This window comes from Roseburia sp. 499 (assembly GCF_001940225.2).
In the GTDB taxonomy this organism is placed as follows: domain Bacteria; phylum Bacillota; class Clostridia; order Lachnospirales; family Lachnospiraceae; genus Petralouisia.
This window is the reverse complement of sequence record NZ_CP135164.1, coordinates 172609-192101: the sequence shown is the minus strand read 5'-3', so window position 1 is coordinate 192101 and position 19493 is coordinate 172609. Positions and strand designations below refer to the sequence as shown.

The following is a 19493-nucleotide window of genomic DNA, read 5'->3' as shown; positions in this document are numbered from 1 at the left end:
TTACTGTACGACTATTTCCTTTACATATTCCCATGTCTTTCCATTGTCCTCCGATTCGTACAGACCATTACAGAAACCTTTCTCTCCATAATAGTCTCCATCTGCTCCCTGTCCGACTTCCATGTAAAGTTTTCCATCATTTTCATAGACTTTTTCCGGCATAACAAAAGGATTATAATACGTTCCATCCGAAAGTTTTATTTTAGCAGATGGATATTCTACCACTTCAAAGTTTTTGCCTCCATCTTCTGTTCGATAAAGCCTTCCGTATGTTCCACCGCTATATGTCAGACAAGAAAATCCGGTTTGTCCATCCTGCAAAAATGTAATCCATTTGGCACCTCCACCACTGCCCAAATAAGGATCCGGATTAACCATAACGGCACTCTCTCCCCCATCTGCGGTAGCAACCAGCGCATAGTAACTACTACCACATGCCCGGTCAACCGGAATCATTCGATATTCTACACCATCAGAAGTTTCATAGCTGCAATCCGGTTTCAACGATAAATAATGTTGTATCTCTTCTCCTGTTAATTCTATGTTTTCTGCTTCTTCGGTATCTTCTTTTGAAGACACTTTTGACTTATAATCCTCTGCTAATTTTTTTTCTACAAAATCATATAAATCATTATATACATCCGAAACATTCTCTTCTGTAAAGTGCTGCAAGTCTGAAAATCGATAGGTAAATATCTCTTCTCCATATTCAATTTTTATCACCCTATAGAGTTCTTCATTTTCCTCACAAGGAAGCTCTTTCATAACGTAAAGTAACCAATTCACAACATCAGAGCAAAACCACTCCTTCTCCTCACTTTGAGATGAGTTCAAAGAGATCATCAACGTATACGTTTTATCGATTCCATCTCCGCTTTCTTCATACTCATGAGCTCTATTCCGTCCTGCGAAATAGGAATCAGTCAAATAACGGTAATACTCCATTTTATAATTATCGCTCATTACCAAATCATTCTGTACCAAAAAGGAAAACTTACCGGTATCATAGCAATAGAGATTCCCCTCCTTGCCACAAGCACGAATATTTCCATAACGTTTTTCCATTTCCGCTGTTATCTGCTCCTCGCTGTAACCGTCAAATTCTTCCGATCCATCATACAAAATCTGCAAAACCTGTTCATCCAGTTCGCTTCCTGTTAAGGTAATCTGAACCCCTGCCACGCCCCAAACAACGTGCCAGTTTTCTTTGCGAAGCGTTGCACCATCATCCCGAATTTCAAATTCTATCTTTTTTATGATTTTGTCATCATATCTGACAACAATTCTCCCGTAAGTACTGCCAAAAGGCCATTCCGGCTCTCCCTTCATCTGTAGTGTGAGCTGACACCGTTCATCCGGTGATGTCTGTGTATCAACCTCCGCATATCTGCATTTCGTCATATACCAAAAGCTTCCTGCTAAAATAAGAATTAAACTTACCAAAATTCCTACTATGAGCCAAACTATTTTTCTCTTTCTTTTCATACAAATTTCCTTTCATAAGATAACACTCTATTCATCATTCATTGGTTTAACTTTTATCATACAGCTCCCATCTACAATTTCAGTAACCTCCGGTGGCTCGGGAACGCACAATTCAAAGCAAAAGCAGCCTTCTTCCGTGTAATCCCACTCTTTGATTCTGGTATAAGAAATGTATACAATCCCGGGCTTATTTTCCTGGTTCCAGACTGCACTGGCAGCTAATACATACATATCTTTTCCATTGAAAATAAATTTACTTCTTCCGATACCACCATCAGAACGAATCTGATATATGGGAATCGCACCACTTTTTCCATCTATGCATTTTTGTAAAAAATCATCTACCACCTCATAATTTTCTATATCGGAATAGACTTGTTCATCCATAACCGGATATCCCATTTCCTTTATTTTTTCCAGCATTTCCATGATGGTCTGATCTGACAGCACAACGTTAGAACTTTCTCCTTTTTCGGCCCCTTTGTATAGATCCGCGATAACTTCCATCACCTTTTTGCAATCATTTTCTGCTTCTTCCTTTTCGCTATTATCCACCGGCAGATTGTATCCCTTTTCCAATACTTTTTCTTCTTCGTTATCTTTTTCCATGGATGAATTCTCTACTTCTTTTGAAACATTTTTTTCTTTTATTCTTCTTTGGTTACAATATCCCACCACCCCTACTGTAACTAATAGTAATACAAAAAGTAATATCATAAAAAACTTTTTCTTACTTTTTCTTTTCGCCATAAATTTCCTCCCACTCTTCTTCCGTGAGGCGATCTGTATGCCATGATGGTTCACAATTGTCCTCAGACGGAATAATGTGATTCGATACATACTGATATCCGCCATCTGGCAATGGACGAATAACAACCTCATGCGCATATACTTTAGACGTATTATTATCCGGATATACCACATTGACGGTAAGTGTTATGGTTCCATCATCATTCTCATTATAAACCACTACCTCAGGATATGGATTGCTGGGTGACTCGCTGGCATACCATCCTCTTGGTTTATATTCGTATGTTTCATCTTCCGAAAAATAAGTGGTTTTAGACTGCAAGGTTTCACTGTCAATATTAAAATGAGCTTTTACCACCTGCTCAAACTCATCCTTGGGTACCCGATAGACTGCACCATCTTCAGTGCTTTCGGCTTCCACATAAGGTCGCGATTTCCCATACACTTCTTTATAGAATTTGTCAAACACATCATAAAAATCTACTTCGCCAAAACCATTCTCATCCCAATTCAAAAGGAAAACGTTATTCCGTTCATACCCAACCGGAAGCATATACTTTCGATTTAGTTCTCGATAGGTTTCATCCAAAGGTAGTACTCTCATTGCAGTGTGACCGGATGGACCATCATATCCCTTCATGTGATATTCTTCAAAGAACAAATACCCTTCCTCTGTATAACGCCAGGAATGTGTTGGATAATTTGTCGTACCTGTCTTTTCCAAATGACCATTTTTATATGTGTAATATTCCTCTGTAATATCTACACTTCCCTGATTCGTATTCAAATCATATTTTGTAAAACCTCCCTCATAGTTAACAGATATTATGGTGATTTGTGCGTCTTTCTGTTTTTCTACCTTCTTACAAAACTCCACCACCTGCTCCGCACATGTCATATTAACTTGATTTTCTCTATCAATTGCAATGTAATCATTCTCACCAAGACGCTTTACAGTCTCCCGCACTGTTTCAAGGTCACCTACTGCATTCTTTTCTGCTGCATCTTCATAGATATTCTGATAAATTTCTTCTATTTTTTCTACATCTACAGAACTACTCTGTTCTAAAGTCTGTGTTTTACTATTATTGCTTTCTTCGGCTTGTTCTGATGTATGTGGTTCAGTGCTGCAGCCTGAAATAGAAAACAATAAGATTATTGAAAGGACTAATATACGTTTTTTCAATAATGTAACCTCCTCATTTTACATTCTCTCCCTGCACATAATTAGAGTTTTAATTATTACGTTTGTAGGATTTAAACATAAAAAATTTTTATGTACAAAAAAGCTTTCGTATTTTTATATATTACATCCGTAAGATTTGTAAGTCAAGTGTATTTTTTCTCTATTTAAAACAGAAAAATACCCTACTAATTGTGGGGTATTTTTCATCTCGATACACGGAATTTAAAAATCTCAAACTTGATTCATAATTTTTAATTAGATTTCATAATACATATCCCTCAACTCCACATGTAAGTATCCACCTGCATGCTATCATATTTGAAAAGATAAGATAAATAAATCCATAAATACTATAAAAATATAAATTATACAATCTTCTTTTTCACTCCAAAAGTCAAATAGAATAAAATGCTCATCAGAATAATGATGACACCTATAATCAAAAAACAAACCGAAATACCCAAGTCTGATAAGATTGCAGAAGCAAACAAAAAGATAATTTCAAACAAATTGACACCCATATTGAAAAAAGACAATAGTTCAGCCCTTTTTTCTCCCATTTCTATTTCATCGACATATTTATTTTGCAGTTCATCCAAAAGTATTACCGGGATGTCAAGGCAAAGCGGAAGAACTAACATAATCGCAATGATTAGTACCATATTTGTAACAATTCCAAATAGTAACATCAAGATACCTGCAATTATAAAAGATATTGAAAAGGCTACAACATATCTTCTTTTTGCAATCTTATCCAAAATTTTCTCTGATAATAATTGAATCGCTGAATATCCTAAAATAATTGGCGTCAAAAGTTCTTCTCTTAGATTTAATTCCATAATCTTTTCAACATAGAAAAAGTTAATCAAAATAAAACCTATGCTTATACATGAAAGTATTAATACAAATAGGGCAACTTCTTTGTTGCATAGTTTTCCTCTCAGATGTCTTGACGACACAGTTTCATCTTCTACCTGTCTATTCCCCTCTGCTTCAATAGTTAATGCTGCAACTACACCTATGCCGCTTGAGACTACAGTGGCTATCAATAGCCCTTGTATTCCTACCAAGGAATACATCCCTGCGTATGCAACAGTGCTAACAATAAATCCAACAGTTCCGCAATTAGATATATGCGCAGTTTTTACAACAAATTGTTCCTCATCCATTATAGTATACAAGTACGCACTCCTTGTACCTGAAGAGAAGCAGATTGCAATACCTTCTGCAAAAGCCTCCACAACAAACACTGCCAAGCTTCCTGTCTCAAAACTAACAAACAGTAGAATTCTTGCAAAACATAACAAAATTTGCGAAATAATAATGGTCTTTCGATAACCTATACAATCAGTAATTTTCCCTGCAGGAATTTCAAAGAAAAATATCACGATTGAAAGCAATGCCTGCAAGGTAAAAAAAGTCGCTGTTGATAATCCTGCCGAAGTTCTTACTAAGAGCGCTACGGGTGCAAAAAATACCAGCCCATTCATTAGGCTCATCATATCTAATCCATCTAATTTAAGTTTCTTAAACATAAGATTATTTCTCCTTTATTTAATTCTTTAGTCTTATGTTCACTTTAAATTGGATTCATTTACAATATCTCCTCTCTGTAGTATAACTTTTGGGGCGGTACATTACAGTTAGCAGGGTATATTTTAACTCTATACACGGAATTTTGAAATCAATTTGCTTAAATTTTGAGCCTGCTCTGACAAATTCATTGTTGCAGCCGCAGTCTCCTCGGCGGTAGCCGAATTTACCTGAACAACATCTGAAATATTGGAAATCTCCATCTTGATGCGTGATGATTTATCCGCCTGTTCCTTGGTATCTGCTGTGATATCGGTAAACGCTTTTGAAATCTGCTCGGAATTTTCAACAATATCCTTCAGACATTTTGCCGTAGAATCCGCGCAAGTCATCGCGCTTTCGATTTTCTCCAGACAATTCGTAATCAGCTCTGCTATCTGCTTAGAGGAGTCTGTGGTCTTAGCTGCCAGATTACCAACTTCGCCTGCAACTACCGCAAATCCCTGTCCACTCTCTCCAACACGGGCTGCCTCCACAGATGCATTTAATGCTAATATATTAATTTGGAATGCGATGGATTCTATTGTACCACTAATATCTTTAATATCAGAGGACATATTTTCTACCTGACTGACTACATCACATAACTGCTCCATTTCACTATTTCCGTTTATAATCAGGGTTTCTAATTCCTGTAAACGCTTCTGCACCCGTTCTTCACTATCTGAATTACGCACAATACACTCTGTCATTTCCTCAACGTTTAATACTAACTGATTGATAGAGGATGCTTGTGTGGTAGTACCTGTTGCTACTGCTTCTGCTGCATCTGCTAATTCACTGGAACCCGTTCCGACAGAGTTCGCCGATTCCTGTACCACCCTAATAAGCTTCTGCAAAATATCTCTGATACGATTTACCGCATCTGATAACTGATTAAAATCTCCCGGATAGGAATTCATAGCGTCCTTTGTCAAATCGTAATTTGCCATTCCACCCAAAATCGTATTGGTTTCATGGATTATCTCCTTAAAGGTCTGCTGTAACTCTCTGGCAGAGTTCTGCAGTTGCCCTACCTCATCCTTACGTTTGCTTTCCTCAATCTGGTGTTCTAAATCACCCTCAGAAAGAGAAGTCAATGTCTGGCTAACCTTATGCACAGCTTTTCCAATTCTACTTGCAAATAATGTTGCTAAGATAAGGGAAATAACCAAAGCCAGAACATCTACTACCAAAAGAGTCCGCATGGTATCGTTTGCTGCCCCCATAAAATCTGCTTTTGGAGCTGCCACCACAATCGTCCAGCCATTCGTGCCGGCAACCGGACTATATCCGCACAAATAGTCCTCATCTTTTTCACTGTACTCTCCGGCACCGCTCTCCTGCGCTAATATTTTATCAGAAATGTTTCCAATGCCGTCTTTCTTATCCGTAATATTGTAGGTTCCTATCAGGGATGCATCCGGATGAACGATTACCATTCCGCTTCCATCTACTAAATAGGTATAACTTCCCTCACTAATCTCAATTTGATTGAGAATCTCACTCATGAAATCAACATCCATGCGATAATAAACCACACCATTTATGTTCAGATTTCCTCTGTAAACAGGAGAAGCCACACTAAATCCATAATTACCGGTATATTTACTCAACGTTAAATCAGAGATATTAACCTCACCAGCCAATGCCTTTTTAACATAATCACGGTCGCTGAAATCCGTACCATCTTTACGACTAATTCCGTTAACATCAAGGATATTTCCACTGGTAAATCCATAGTTAGCTGCCAGGTTGTCTACCTGTGCTGATACAACAGCATCCTGGTCTGAATCTGCTAATACGATATCGTATCCGGACACCTGAGCCATCTTCATAAAATCAGCCAGTTTCTCCTCTATCTCTTTTGACGCCAACTCAGCCGAAACCTGCATAGTTTTCTGGGCTTCTACGGTTCCCATATCCACATTTTTATTGTATGTTACTATTCCAATAATCGAAACAGTACCAAAGACAACAGTACCAAACATAATCGAAAGTTTCGTTCTAAGATTCATTAGTGTTTCCTCCTTCGTAATCATTTCATCTGTCTATTCTTATGGTACTGTTTTTTCAACTTTTGTACAAGTAGTTGTTTAAATTATTCGCATTTTTGTGCAAATTGCCACTTTTTTTCTCCATCATAAGAGCGGGAAACTACTGTAGCAATTCTCAATCACATACAATTACATCATCCATAGCCTCAAGTGCATAGCCAAAAGCCAACTGTACCTTTCCTTCCATATTGTATTTTAACTCATAAAACGCATCTCCCTTTTGGAAGGTAATTGCATCTGATGAATAGCTATATACATCGGTGTCCGTAAGTACATCACCACCGGTTACCCATACTACCCATGTTGGATTTCCTTCAAAATCTTCTGCTAAAAATGCTGAATCCTCAAATTTTTCAACACAAACAACTGCACCCCTGTTTTCATCAAAGAACCATTGCCCCTCAAAGCTGGCAAATACTGTATCAAGATCTGGATCTGCTATCGCAAGTTCCGCAGCTATTTCATCTGATATTACGAAGCTTTCACCTCTAACTTCTGCCAAATATCCGGCTAATACATAAACTCTTGCTCTAGTTATGTCAGCCGCAGTACAAGACTCCAATAACGGCTGCATACTTCCTCCAAAAGCTTCTACTCCGGCAACAGCTACTGCATGTTCTTTTTTGGTAATCCACTGACGCTGCTCTTCGAGTACTTGCTCCTTACGTTTTTCATCTAATTCCTCAGTGAGTCGGTCCCAAAGGCTATTGAGTTCATCATCCCATATCTTGTACTTATCAGCAGCATTTATATTCATTTCCGTCTGAGTCATACTGTCATTTATTTCCTCATCCTTTGCAACTGATTTTTCTTCTACCTCTGCTATCTCATCTTGGATAGAAACAGTTATCGCCTCTTCCGGTTCTTCCGGCTCTTCTAGGTCTTCCGGTGCTTCTTTCCCTTCCGGCTCTGCTTCATCTGTCACGTCAACATTCTCTGATGAAGGTGTTGACTTCACTCCTTCGTCTTTCTGCTCTCCGCAGCCAATAAGTAATGTAGCGGCACTAAGCGCTCCTACTATCATAATACATAATTTTCTTTTCATGATTTCCTCCTCATATAAATAAATTTTTGATATATATTCATAATCACACCTCTTTTGATCACAAACTTATCTTATACTCCAAAGAATACTATCTATCTTCTTTATATTCGATACCCATTTATAATCAGGTAGAACGTGGTCAAATTCTCTAATACATTCCTTACCTTTTTCTGTTTGCAAGAAATTGGCATACCTTTTTTCCATATCCGCATAAAGAACAATTGCATTCTTCAATTTTTCTTCTTTCGTTGCTCCCGTCAGCTGCATATTCAAATTCTGAACAACGTAGCGGTCCCATATCGGCTTTTCCGGAAGTATTGTTGCAAGCATTTTACTTGAAAAAGACGGCTCGATATTTCCAGTGCATTCATAAAGATATGTAATAATGTTTTCAAAGGTTGGCTTACCATTCTTAACACTTTCAAAATACTCATAATATGATTTTCTCCAACTCTCATTTCGCCTTACTATATAAAACCCATTGAATGTTCGTTGAAAATCAGTATCAACAGCAACATTGGTGATACTTACTTGTTCCATAATGTATCGGTATTTATCAAGCCCCATACTTGATGCCAAGCGTTCTTGAAATACTTTACTAACATCAAAATTCATATCCATTGCTCTCACCTCGCTAAATTTATGCTTAACTCTCTCTTTTTACATAAGTAAGTTCAATATCATATCCCAAAGCCTCAAGCATCTGCACGAAGATCTTATTCACACCCCGTCCTTTTTCTATAATGCGATTCACATACTGACCTGTAGTTTCAATTTTCTCCGCCAGCTGTGCTTGTGTCACGCCATTCTCTATGCACTTTACTTTTACATCTACTTCTATATTGTTTTTAATCATATTCGCCACTCCAATTCGTAGCTTTAATTAGTTCTAACACAAATAAGACAATTTATTATACTATACATTTTTCGTAGTTTCAATTAACTGCACATAACGTGCAGATGAATTTTTTGCAAAGTGATAACTGTGAGTATCTTTGTTATGAGTTACGGAAACTTGAGAAGCCTTTTTTAATTACCATGCACAAATTAAATATTTAGAACAAAAGCATTTGGTCATTACTGATGAGGCTTCCGCCATAACAGCACTTGAAAAAGACAGCAAGCAAATCGTCTCCACACGAGGAGAAACTTAACTTCGCATTAACATTCGGGAACAGTTTTATTGTCATACATTTTTTTGCCCTCTGCCCCTTACTAAACTTGTACAAATTCGTTGCATGCGTGTCGAAGACTCTTCGGCGCTTTTGCCTCACCAATTACAACAACATGTTTTCCCATTAACCTAAGCTCCCGAATGTTTTCGGAATATCCATGATCTGAAGATACGATAATAACTATATCCACATTAGGTGCTGCTTTTACATCATGAATAGTATCTTTCTTAATTTTCTTATCCACTTTGTTTCTGGCTGGACTACCACTAAGTCTTATATCTTTCATACCTTCAGTAATCAAAGCAACTTCTGACCATTTTTTTGTTGTCTGATCCTTCTGCAAACCATATACTTTTACAGTATCAATTACTCCTCTTTCTTTCACCGCTTTCATAATAGCATCAGCCTTTTTTGCTGGCATATTTTCGCCATCAATAAAAACCGCTGTATTTCTTTTCTTATACACTCTTGTCACTCCTTTTCAATAAACCATTTCAAGAGTGAACGTCCTTTCTCATTGATTTCCAAATACCATTCTTCGGGCTGACCTTCTGGAGCTATGTTATGATATATGGTTACTGTTTCAAGCCCCTTGTTCATACAGCCACCCCAATTACCATAATCATTTGCTTTAAGTTCATCATATTTCTCCAACCATAATTGGTATGGGAGCGATATTCCCAATGTTTCAATCAACTCCCTGGGTATATCTTTTCTGACCTTATTTGCCCATCGTCCATCAGTAATATGAATTGACTCTTTTTCAAGGATAGGTAGAATTACTTTTGCTCTTTTCATCGAGATTCCAAACTTGAAATAATTATCCACTTCATATCTATCCAGATCATCAAAAAAGTCTACAAGACCATCTCCCTCTTTGTGTCCCGAATCGATAAATTCACATATTTGATCTTTGGTCATACGACGCACATCAAATTCAATTTCAGGATTCAATTTAAGAATCTTTAACAGAAAATCGCTTTTAACATACTTAATAACCTGTTGTAATCCATCAACCATATTCATAAACTGAATACTACCTACTTTTCCAATAAAATCATATGGAATAAGTTTAAGATCATCATAAATAGTATTGAAATCAATTCTATCCTTCTGCAGATATTCTGCATTATAGATATATAATAGTCCAAACAAATCCTGCTGATTCATATTCAAATGCAGAGTTTCAATAATCTCATTGATATCATCATCAAACAAGAAAGATGGCCAGTTGTTAGGTCTTTTCTCCCCTTCTTCTCTGCAAAATTCCTCAATCAACACCTCTACCGGAGTATTAAATATATCCGCCAGGAGCCTAAACCTATCACAATTGACCTTGGTAGTTCCCTTCTCCCAGTTTTGAATTGTATTCTTTGAAACGTTCATCTTGCCAGCGAGCTGCTCTTGCGATAACCCCGCCTCTTTTCTGAGTTTCTTTAAGAGATTTCCAAATGAGCTCAATTTATTTCCACCTCCATATAGAGAATATCATACATATAATAAATTATAAACCAAGTGATATTGTTTATACAGTACAATTTCACTTGGTCTATTGTTCTTTAAGATGCAACAAACACGCCCGTGCTTTTACTAATAAAAAACGGTTCACTTTCTGTCACTCTATTTCTTAGGAACTTAACACTGGCTTCTTTATTTTTTCTCATAACTTTTTCAATTTCTGGAAGAGAACACAGATAATCATAGATTGCTTTCCAGTCAGGAACCATAAGATTATTATCATGATAAAACATTGTAACACTAGAGAAAAATTCATCTAGTTGTTCTTTTCCATTTTCCAGGTTAAATCCCCTTGAAAACCACTCTGGTGCTTTCACATTTTTGTCATACTCGTATGCCAGTTCAAATATTTCTTTCATATGGTTTTTACCGATTGTTGATGCAATGAATTTTCCATCATCAGTTAACATATCATTTGCAACACTAAGTAATGTTTTTCTCTCAGAATCTTCAATATGATACAGCATGTGATTTGCCATTATCCGATGAAACTTTTTTGAATTAATTTGTGGTAATTCAATAATGTTTGGAGCATCACAGATAAAATAATGAAATTTGATTTTTTTATTATTGTAAAAATCTTTTTCTCCAGAATGTAGCTTCTTTGCTGCATCTAACATTGCTTTAGAATTATCAACTAAATATATATTAATATTATCCGGCAAAACATTTCTTTCTCTATACCAAAGCATACCATTACCACAGCCAATATCAAGAATATTCATGCCCTCTTTAATGTCACATTTATCTATCAGATAGTCATACCAATTCACATCAGATGTACTATATTCGTGAATATTGATTCTTTTCTCCAGATTGTCACTCTTTATATATTGTTTAATTACTTCTTCCTTTTGAGAAGTTAATTTCATTATATCAAGCATCTTATCCCAGTTTTTCTCATCTGATAATGACTGCATATCTGTAACTGCTTTTTTTATTTGGTTCAGATGCGTTATTTTTAGTTCTATTAACTCCCTCTGTTTATCGAGAGATTCCTGAATATTTTCTTCCTCTAGCATCTGTCCAATTTCTTCAAGGGAAAAATCCAGATACTTAAACATAAGTATTCTCTGCAATTTTTCTACACTTTGTCTTGAAAATAATTTGTAACCGGCTTCTGTGATTTTGTCTGGTGTGAGAAGTCCTTTTTCCACATAAAGCCTTATACTCTTATAAGTAATCCCTGCCATATCAGCTAATTCACCAGTTGTATAAAATTTTTCTTTATCCATTTTTAATGTTCTCCTAAAGATATTATTTTGAAGTTGCAACTTTCCGTAAATATATAATAGACCTTGCCCTTAGGTCAAGGTCAAGCATATATTATATTTAACATAGATAATATTTGAATTTTACTACAACCAACTAATTACACCATCTGTTTTTCGTTGGGACAATAGAACAACCGTCTCAATAGTCTGTTATAACTAACTTCTTCACAGTACTAGATTTCTACAAGTACCTTCCACTTACCATTTCGCTTACCATTTTCACGACAAATAAGACCCTTCTCCTGCATTTCAACAGTTCTAGTCTTAATTGTCCTTTCAGACTTTCCAATGATGTTTGCCAATTCTTTTTGTGTAATCTCCGGTTTCTTTATCAGTTCATTAATAATTGCTAGCTCCTCCAAAGTGCAATTATTGCACTTTGAATTACATGTATTTGCACTTTGAATCATACTTTGCTTTTCATAGTCAATATGCATATATCTATCTGTTTTTTAACTCATGACCTGAACTCATCAAAAGATTTTCAAAAAACATTTCTAAAAACTTTGTAGTTGCATGAATACCATTTTGCCAACCAATAGCCCATATTTCTCCATCATCTCAGTCAGAAATGTGCAGCAGCGTTCAAATTCCTTGTTCAAACTATTCCTCCTTCCATAGTTGCTTCTGCATCTTTTCAAAATAATTCCGATAATTCTTTTCTTGATGATACAGCCTCACCACGGAAAAGGCAATATTTTCGATTCAAAAAAATCCGCTTACATATTTTCGGACTTTCTTTTCTTTATCACTTCGTAAACCTTATTCACTTCTACATTCAGCTTTCTGTTCAGGAAAGGGAAACATTAAGGGTTATTTTCTCCCGTTTAAAACCGGCAAAAGAACATAGAAAGTTAAGACGAAGAAATCCTAAATTGTAGCGGACAACTTTGCACTGACTCGGCAATCTGCACCTGCGTTTTTCCTTGCTCTATGATAAGCTTCTTCGTCTGGTCAACAGAAGTATTAATATCATCGTCTGGAAGTGTCACAGAATTTTTGAACTTTTCTCTGATGGCTACTTCATCATCCGGTGTGAGCAAATCCGAAAACTCTCTGTGAACAAGGCTGTCTCGCTCCTCCATAATATCTTTTAGAAGGACAAGACCAAATTTCCTCATCATAATATATGATTCTTCTGTCTGAAGAGCTTCGCCGTTTGCATTAACTCTTTGCGGAATTTCCGAACTGCCTGATTTCAAAATATCGACAATGTATTTCTTCTCTACATTCTTCAGCACCTTCGGGTCAGTTGGAATAGACAGCGACTGCTCTGGAATTTGCTCCTTAAGCATCTCGATATAGTCATCTTTTGTAATACTCTTATCTTCCGAAACAAAGAATACATTTCCGTACAGGTTATAGCTAATACGCGGAAGCAATAAATACCAACAGCGTTATGCCTTTTCCGGCAAAATCATCTGTAGCAAATGTGGCGACACCTTTCGCAGACGAATTCATACCAGCACTTACGTAAAATATCCTGCTTGGGTCTGCAACACGCACTTAACTGACACCAGCAAATGCTCAATGCTTTACTTAAAGGATGATGATATCAAGCTGGCTTTTGCAACAATGATTAACAAACTAATCTACTGTCACAAGCTGGTCTTGAAACCTTATCTTGAATCGCTGCAGGCGAATACAAGTGATAAAGCATTGCTTCGCATCCAGCAGTTAGAAACTTTACTGGAACAGAATGCCGAGCAGCGTGAAACCTTGCATAAGCTAATGGCTCAAGGCTACATTGACCAGATTATTTTTACGCAGGAAAACAACGCATTACTTACTCAGGCAAATGACTTCAGAAGCGATATCGAGGCCCTGAACCGCTCCGTAACGGGCGATACATCAAAGGTTTATGAAACAGAGCGCCTGATACACTTCTGCGAACGCGGCGAAATGCTGCTGGAATACAGCGAAGATTTATTTGAACTATTCGTTGACCACATCGAAGTTTACAGCCGACAGTCAGTCGGATTTGTACTTCACTGCGGTCTTACTTTTAAGGAGAGAATTTGATGGGACACACACCTTATGGCTACCTAATCGAAAACGGCAAAGCAATTATTGATGAAGCAGCTGCCACACAGGTTCGTGAGCTTTACAAGAATTATTTAAGCGGTCTATCACTCACCAATGCTGCAAAGGAAGCCGGTCTTGACTTACTTCATTCCGGTGCAAAAAGAATGATGCGAAACAGTCACTACCTTGGTGATGACTTCTATCCGGCAATCATAGACAAGGAATCCTTTGATGCAGTTGAAGCTGAACTTAGCAAGCGTTCCACAAAACTTGGACGCAATGACCTCTACAATGCATCAAAAGCAAAAAGGCCACCTACAGCCTTTCGCCTTGGTGACATTACTGAGAATTACGACAATCCAATCAGACAGGCCGAATACTTATACAGTCTGATAGAAAGCGAGGTTATTTGATGGGAAATGTTATGGTCATCCCTGCAAGAAGGCAAGTTGGAAATACAGCCAGACAGCAGGATGCAAAGCCTAAGCTCCGAGTCGCGGCGTACTGTAGCGTTAGTACCGACAGCGATGAGCAGGCTACAAGTTATGAAGCTCAGGTTGAACACTACACAGAATTTATTCAAAAGAACCCTGAATGGGAATTTGCAGGCATATATGCTGATGATGGTATTTCCGGTACCAACACTAAAAACCGTGACGAGTTTAATCGCATGATTGAAGATTGCAAAGCCGGAACCATCGACATGATTATTACCAAGTCCATCAGCCGATTTGCCAGAAATACGCTGGACTGCTTGAAATACATCAGACAGCTCAAAGATAAGAACATCCCGGTATTCTTTGAAAAAGAAGCCATCAACACAATGGACGCCAAGGGTGAAGTTCTTATTACAATCATGGCTTCACTGGCCCAGCAGGAATCACAATCCCTCAGTCAGAACGTAAAGCTGGGACTTCAGTTCCGCTACCAGAATGGACAGGTACAGGTCAATCACAACCATTTTCTTGGCTACACCAAGGACGATGAAGGAAACCTTATCATCGACCCGGAACAAGCTGAAGTTGTAAAGCGCATTTACAGGGAGTACCTTGAAGGCTACTCAATGGATAAAATTGCAAAAGGACTTGAAGCTGATGGTATTCTTACCGGCGCCGGCAAAACAAAATGGTGGACGAGCACCATTAACAAAATCCTTCGTAATGAAAAATACATCGGTGATGCGCTTCTTCAAAAGACTTACACCACCGACTTTCTGAACAAGACCAGAGTAAAGAACAACGGTATCGTTCCTCAGTATTATGTTGAAGGAAACCATGAAGCGATTATTCCAAAGGATATCTTCTTACGAGTGCAAGAAGAATTGGTACGCAGGCGTGTTGTAAAGACCAGTGCCAACGGTAAAAAGCGAAGTTACAGCTGTAATCACTGCTTCGCACAGATTGTTATTTGTGGCGAATGCGGTGAAATGTTCCGCAGAATCCACTGGAACAATCGCGGCTGCAAATCCATCGTCTGGCGTTGCCTTAGCAGACTGGAACCTACCGGTCAGGAATGCCACGCAAGAACCGTAAATGAAGCTGTATTAGAGAATGTGGTAGTTCAAGCCATCAACACGCTACTTGGTGATAAATCAACCTATCAGGCGCAGCTACAACAGAACATCGCTAAAGTCATCAGAGAGGCCCAAAAAAACACCACTGATGGCATTGATGAAAAGCTGATGGAACTACAGAAAGAGCTTCTCAAAAAAGCTAACAACAAGGAAGCCTACGATGAGATTGCCGACCAGATTTTCAAGCTCCGCGAACAGCGTGAAAAATGCACAGTAGACACCGCTGCCAGAGACGCGCAAATTGCAAGAATCAACGACCTGCAGGACTTCATTAAACAGCAGCGTACCGACCTTGCTGAGTTTGACGAAGCCTTGGTAAAACGCTGGCTTAAACAAATCACCGTCTGGGAAGACCACTTCACGGTGGAGCTTAAATCCGGGCTGAAAATTGATATTGAAGGCTAATACCTATAAATGCACGAAACCCTCTCGACCTTAGTTGGCTGGGAGGGCTTCATATTAGCCTCTTGTAAACTTGGAGAAAATCTCTTTATCTTTTAATCTATATTTCATATCAAACTTTGAAGTATAATCAGTAATAAGTAATTCATCTGCAGATAATGTTATCTTTTTATTACCATTTTTCTTGTAATAGCCAAACGCATCCAACTCATCCATTGTAGAAATTATTTTGTAATTGTTTCTCCTGAATTCAATATAATCTATCAACTCCGCATACGAATTACATTCTTGTGTTATAACGTCAAAATCATATACATTCACCACATAAGGAACACCAACATTTTCATCAATGGAAATGTATTCATCTATCTCCGATGGAATAATACCAAAATTCTCTATAGTTACGCAAACAACATATTTTTTCCCTACATCCGGTATTACAATCTCATCTCCAGATTCGTTTATAAACTTTTTTCCTTCCTGTACTCTTTCAATTGTCCTTACCCCTTGTGAATAAGCTGCGCCAATTGCTTGATATACATCTGTAGTGATACTTTCATGTAATCCTCGAATGGAGTTTAATGTAATTATTTTGCTTTTACATTCTCCAAAAATCATTCCTTCTTCACTTACTACTGTAACATCAGCCTCTCCATCTTCTCCCACATAAGATAAGCCATGTAAAATCTTATCTTCTGACATCAACCTAGAAATATACTTTGATGTTAAGTTCTCTACAACATCACCACGATTTTTAGTGTAAACTCCAAGAATTTTTTTATCAAAAAGTTTCTCTGCAATAAACGAATAATGAAATTGTTTTGGAAGATTCATTATTGTAGAAAATATTAGTGGCATATAAATGTAATCTCCAAAATCCACAAATGGTTTTGATATCAGAATCTTAAATTCATCGAATTCCGTTTTCTTAAAATTACTGTCATAAGCTTTGACGCACAAATAGTCGCACATCTTATCTACTTCATCACCTATAATGGTCTTCAAGTCAGATTTGCTGATTCTGAAAATATAACCTGCCTTAATACTCGGAAGCCAAGGTTCGGACTTACTTAGCATTGCATTAATCATTGTTTTTATTTTGTACTTATCTTTATAGGCTTCTGCGATTCTCACACCGTATTGAGAAAAAATGAATTTTATAACTTTTTCATAAGATGTATACGAAAAGCCCAAGACATCTTTCATCGATGAATCAAGAGGAGAATATAATCGTCTTGCAACATCAATCAGTTGATGAATATATCCATCTCCTCTATAAAAGTTTCCTTTCATCTGCATCATTTTCGATTGGAGAAACTTTTGTTTTTCTTCATCACTGGCATTTGTCATTTTCAGTGTTTCAGAAAAAAGTTGTTCCACATTAGGAGCACAAGCCTTTTTCGCATATTGTTCTAATAATTCATAATCATGCCACATGAAATTTTTAGTTCCTTTTTCTTTGCATGCATACAACGCATTTGCTGCCAGATATTCAGCAGCAGGTATGAATGTATCATCATGTCCATAAAGTAACATTTGCATTTCGATTATGCCAGACAAAACACTCTCTAGGGAATATTGACCCAAGAAATTAACCAATTCATTTGTCAATGAGTCACTCACATTTATTCACTCCTTCCTCAACATCTATTCCGCTGTCCGAAAACACCCTTAGCGTCGAGTTACCTGATTTGTTGTCAGTTTTCAGCATTTGTCATATAATGTCAAACATCTAATCTATTCACTCAATTTGCGTTATCTAATCCGAGGTCACAACCTGACACACATTTTCGCAGTAGATATGTTTCCATATAAAATAGCCGAGCTTTTTCAAGAGATAGGCTTCTTATCCTAATTTCCAAAAAAGCCCGGAAATACGCCACTTTCTGTCTATTATTTATCTTTTCTTGACATCAATACTACCGTCTCAACATGCCCCGTATGTGGAAACATATCCACCGGCTGCACCTTCTTCACCTCATACCCCTGCTCACACAGATACTTCAAATCCCTTGCCAGTGTTGCCGAATCACAGCTTACATACACCACTCGCTCCGGCTTCATCTTCACAATGGTCTCCAAACATTTCTCATCGCAACCCTTCCGCGGCGGGTCTACCACAATCACATCCGGATGCAACATATCTTCCCGATTCTTCTCAGTCATTCCTTTTTCATAGAACTCCGGCAGCACTTCCTCTGCCTTTCCTACGAAAAACTCTACATTCTCGATTCCATTTATTTTTGCATTATTTTTCGCATCCTCAATGGCTGGCGGTACGATTTCCACACCATACACCTGCTTTGCCTTCTGTGCCAAAAACAAAGAAATGGTTCCAATTCCGCAATATAAGTCCCAAACCGTTTCTTTCCCGGTAAGTCCTGCATACTCCAACGCCGTGCCATAAAGCTTTTCCGTCTGCACCGGATTTACCTGATAAAAAGATAGCGGAGAAATCTGATATTTGATGCCGCCAATATAATCCGTAATGTAGTCCTGTCCCCAAAGGGAAATGATTTCCTCTCCCAGAATTACATTGGTATTTTTCTCATTTACATTCAGGGTGATACTGGTCATGCCCTCCAGCTCTGTCAACCGTTCTACCAGCTTCTCTGCATGAGGCAGTTTTCTTCCGTTCACCACCAGACAAACCATGATTTCCTTTGTGGTAAATCCAAACCGTATTAGCACATGGCGCACCAGACCTTTTCCGGTAGTCTCATCATACGCCGGAATGTGGTATTCCTTCATAAACGAGATTACAATGTCCAGAATCTTTTCATTAATCTCTGCTCCCAGATAACACTTCCGGTTCGGAATAATATTGTGGCTGCGGCTTGCATAGAATCCTGTCACAATATTCCCATTCTTATCTGTTCCAATTGGAAACTGCGCCTTATTCCGGTAAAAATAAGGCTCGTCCATGCCAATGACAGGATTCACCGTAATTCCTTCTCCGCTTCCATCTGCTTCCTTTACTGCAAATCCGCCGATTCGTTTCAGATTGTTGCGGACTTTATTCTCCTTAAACCTCAACTGCTGTGCATAGTCCACTGCCTGAATCTGGCATCCGCCACACTGACGATGATAGGTACATTTCGGCTCTACTCGATAAGGCGATGGATCCAATATCTCCATGATTCTGGCATAGCCATAGTTCTTTTTCATTTTCATGATTTTTACCCGAACTACATCACCCAGCACCGCATCCTTTACAAACAAAGTAACGCCCTCTGCCTTGCCAATTCCTTCACCGTCTACCCCCATATCTTCAATGGTAAGCTCCAGTTCCATATCCTTTTGTAATCTAATATCTTTCCTTTTTCCCGACATATAATCTTCCTTCTATATTCTTCAACACTTTCACACATTCATGTAACAAGTTCTTCTCTATGATATAAAAGGAGCCGTTCCATGGGAACTGCCCCTTT

At 37.9% G+C, this 19493-nt stretch carries 18 protein-coding genes; 3 read left to right on the top strand and 15 right to left on the bottom strand.

Annotation, left to right across the window (positions count from 1 at the left end; genetic code table 11):
• The 13 genes from BIV20_RS01055 to BIV20_RS00995 all read right to left on the bottom strand — a co-directional run bounded on the left by BIV20_RS01055 (position 1) and on the right by BIV20_RS00995 (position 13357).
• On the bottom strand, positions 1-1485 hold the full coding sequence (locus tag BIV20_RS01055) for a WD40/YVTN/BNR-like repeat-containing protein (protein ID WP_075721540.1): 1485 nt from the start codon (positions 1483-1485) through the stop codon (positions 1-3).
• Positions 1486-1512: 27 nt separating this feature from the next.
• Positions 1513-2235, bottom strand: a complete 723-nt coding sequence (locus BIV20_RS01050) for a DUF6070 family protein (protein WP_075721541.1) — start codon at positions 2233-2235, stop codon at positions 1513-1515.
• Positions 2216-3421 carry a DUF6070 family protein gene (locus BIV20_RS01045; RefSeq protein WP_075721542.1) on the bottom strand — a complete coding sequence of 402 codons (1206 nt, stop codon included), beginning with the start codon at positions 3419-3421 and terminating at the stop codon, positions 2216-2218. The genes BIV20_RS01050 and BIV20_RS01045 overlap by 20 nt, the downstream gene beginning before the upstream one ends.
• A gap of 365 nt (positions 3422-3786) precedes the next feature.
• Positions 3787-4956 (bottom strand): MFS transporter, encoded by a 1170-nt coding sequence (locus BIV20_RS01040; RefSeq protein ID WP_075721543.1) that lies wholly within the window; start codon positions 4954-4956, stop codon positions 3787-3789.
• 129 nt (positions 4957-5085) lie between these two features.
• The gene (locus tag BIV20_RS01035) at positions 5086-7011 is read right to left on the bottom strand and encodes a methyl-accepting chemotaxis protein (RefSeq protein WP_075721544.1); all 1926 of its coding nucleotides are present in this window, start codon (positions 7009-7011) and stop codon (positions 5086-5088) included.
• A gap of 154 nt (positions 7012-7165) precedes the next feature.
• The gene (locus tag BIV20_RS01030) at positions 7166-8095 is read right to left on the bottom strand and encodes a lysozyme inhibitor LprI family protein (protein ID WP_075721545.1); all 930 of its coding nucleotides are present in this window, start codon (positions 8093-8095) and stop codon (positions 7166-7168) included.
• 66 nt (positions 8096-8161) lie between these two features.
• Positions 8162-8716 (bottom strand): hypothetical protein, encoded by a 555-nt coding sequence (locus tag BIV20_RS01025; protein ID WP_075721546.1) that lies wholly within the window; start codon positions 8714-8716, stop codon positions 8162-8164.
• A gap of 25 nt (positions 8717-8741) precedes the next feature.
• Positions 8742-8951, bottom strand: coding sequence for a helix-turn-helix domain-containing protein (locus BIV20_RS01020; RefSeq protein ID WP_075721547.1), 210 nt, complete (start codon positions 8949-8951; stop codon positions 8742-8744).
• 359 nt (positions 8952-9310) lie between these two features.
• On the bottom strand, positions 9311-9736 hold the full coding sequence (locus tag BIV20_RS01015) for an NYN domain-containing protein (RefSeq protein ID WP_075721548.1): 426 nt from the start codon (positions 9734-9736) through the stop codon (positions 9311-9313).
• Positions 9737-9741: 5 nt separating this feature from the next.
• Entirely contained in the window at positions 9742-10731 is a 990-nt protein-coding gene (locus tag BIV20_RS01010; RefSeq protein WP_075721549.1) for a helix-turn-helix domain-containing protein, read from the bottom strand.
• Positions 10732-10829: 98 nt separating this feature from the next.
• Complete coding sequence (locus tag BIV20_RS01005; protein ID WP_075721550.1) at positions 10830-12023, bottom strand: MerR family transcriptional regulator; 1194 nt, start codon at positions 12021-12023, stop codon at positions 10830-10832.
• 212 nt (positions 12024-12235) lie between these two features.
• A complete protein-coding gene (locus BIV20_RS01000) occupies positions 12236-12472 on the bottom strand; it encodes a winged helix-turn-helix domain-containing protein (protein ID WP_242939863.1) in 237 nt (78 codons plus the stop codon).
• Between the two features lie 444 nt (positions 12473-12916).
• A complete protein-coding gene (locus BIV20_RS00995) occupies positions 12917-13357 on the bottom strand; it encodes a hypothetical protein (protein WP_330554376.1) in 441 nt (146 codons plus the stop codon).
• 73 nt (positions 13358-13430) lie between these two features.
• Here BIV20_RS00995 and BIV20_RS00990 point away from each other — a divergent pair, with 73 nt between their 5' ends.
• From BIV20_RS00990 to BIV20_RS00980, 3 genes are read left to right on the top strand one after another with little or no spacing between them, the layout of a single operon-like run.
• Complete coding sequence (locus BIV20_RS00990) at positions 13431-14084, top strand: zinc ribbon domain-containing protein (protein WP_083655255.1); 654 nt, start codon at positions 13431-13433, stop codon at positions 14082-14084.
• Positions 14084-14500 (top strand): integrase, encoded by a 417-nt coding sequence (locus BIV20_RS00985; protein ID WP_075721553.1) that lies wholly within the window; start codon positions 14084-14086, stop codon positions 14498-14500. Before BIV20_RS00990 ends, BIV20_RS00985 begins: the two co-directional genes overlap by 1 nt.
• Entirely contained in the window at positions 14500-16065 is a 1566-nt protein-coding gene (locus BIV20_RS00980) for a recombinase family protein (RefSeq protein ID WP_075721554.1), read from the top strand. Before BIV20_RS00985 ends, BIV20_RS00980 begins: the two co-directional genes overlap by 1 nt.
• Before the next feature lie 54 nt (positions 16066-16119).
• On the opposite strand, the gene BIV20_RS00975 is transcribed toward BIV20_RS00980, so the two are convergent.
• Together BIV20_RS00975 and rlmD are read right to left on the bottom strand one after the other, a co-directional pair.
• The gene (locus BIV20_RS00975; protein WP_075721555.1) at positions 16120-17685 is read right to left on the bottom strand and encodes a hypothetical protein; all 1566 of its coding nucleotides are present in this window, start codon (positions 17683-17685) and stop codon (positions 16120-16122) included.
• Positions 17686-17955: 270 nt separating this feature from the next.
• The gene (rlmD, locus tag BIV20_RS00970) at positions 17956-19395 is read right to left on the bottom strand and encodes a 23S rRNA (uracil(1939)-C(5))-methyltransferase RlmD (RefSeq protein WP_075721556.1); all 1440 of its coding nucleotides are present in this window, start codon (positions 19393-19395) and stop codon (positions 17956-17958) included.
• Positions 19396-19493: the final 98 nt, after the last annotated feature.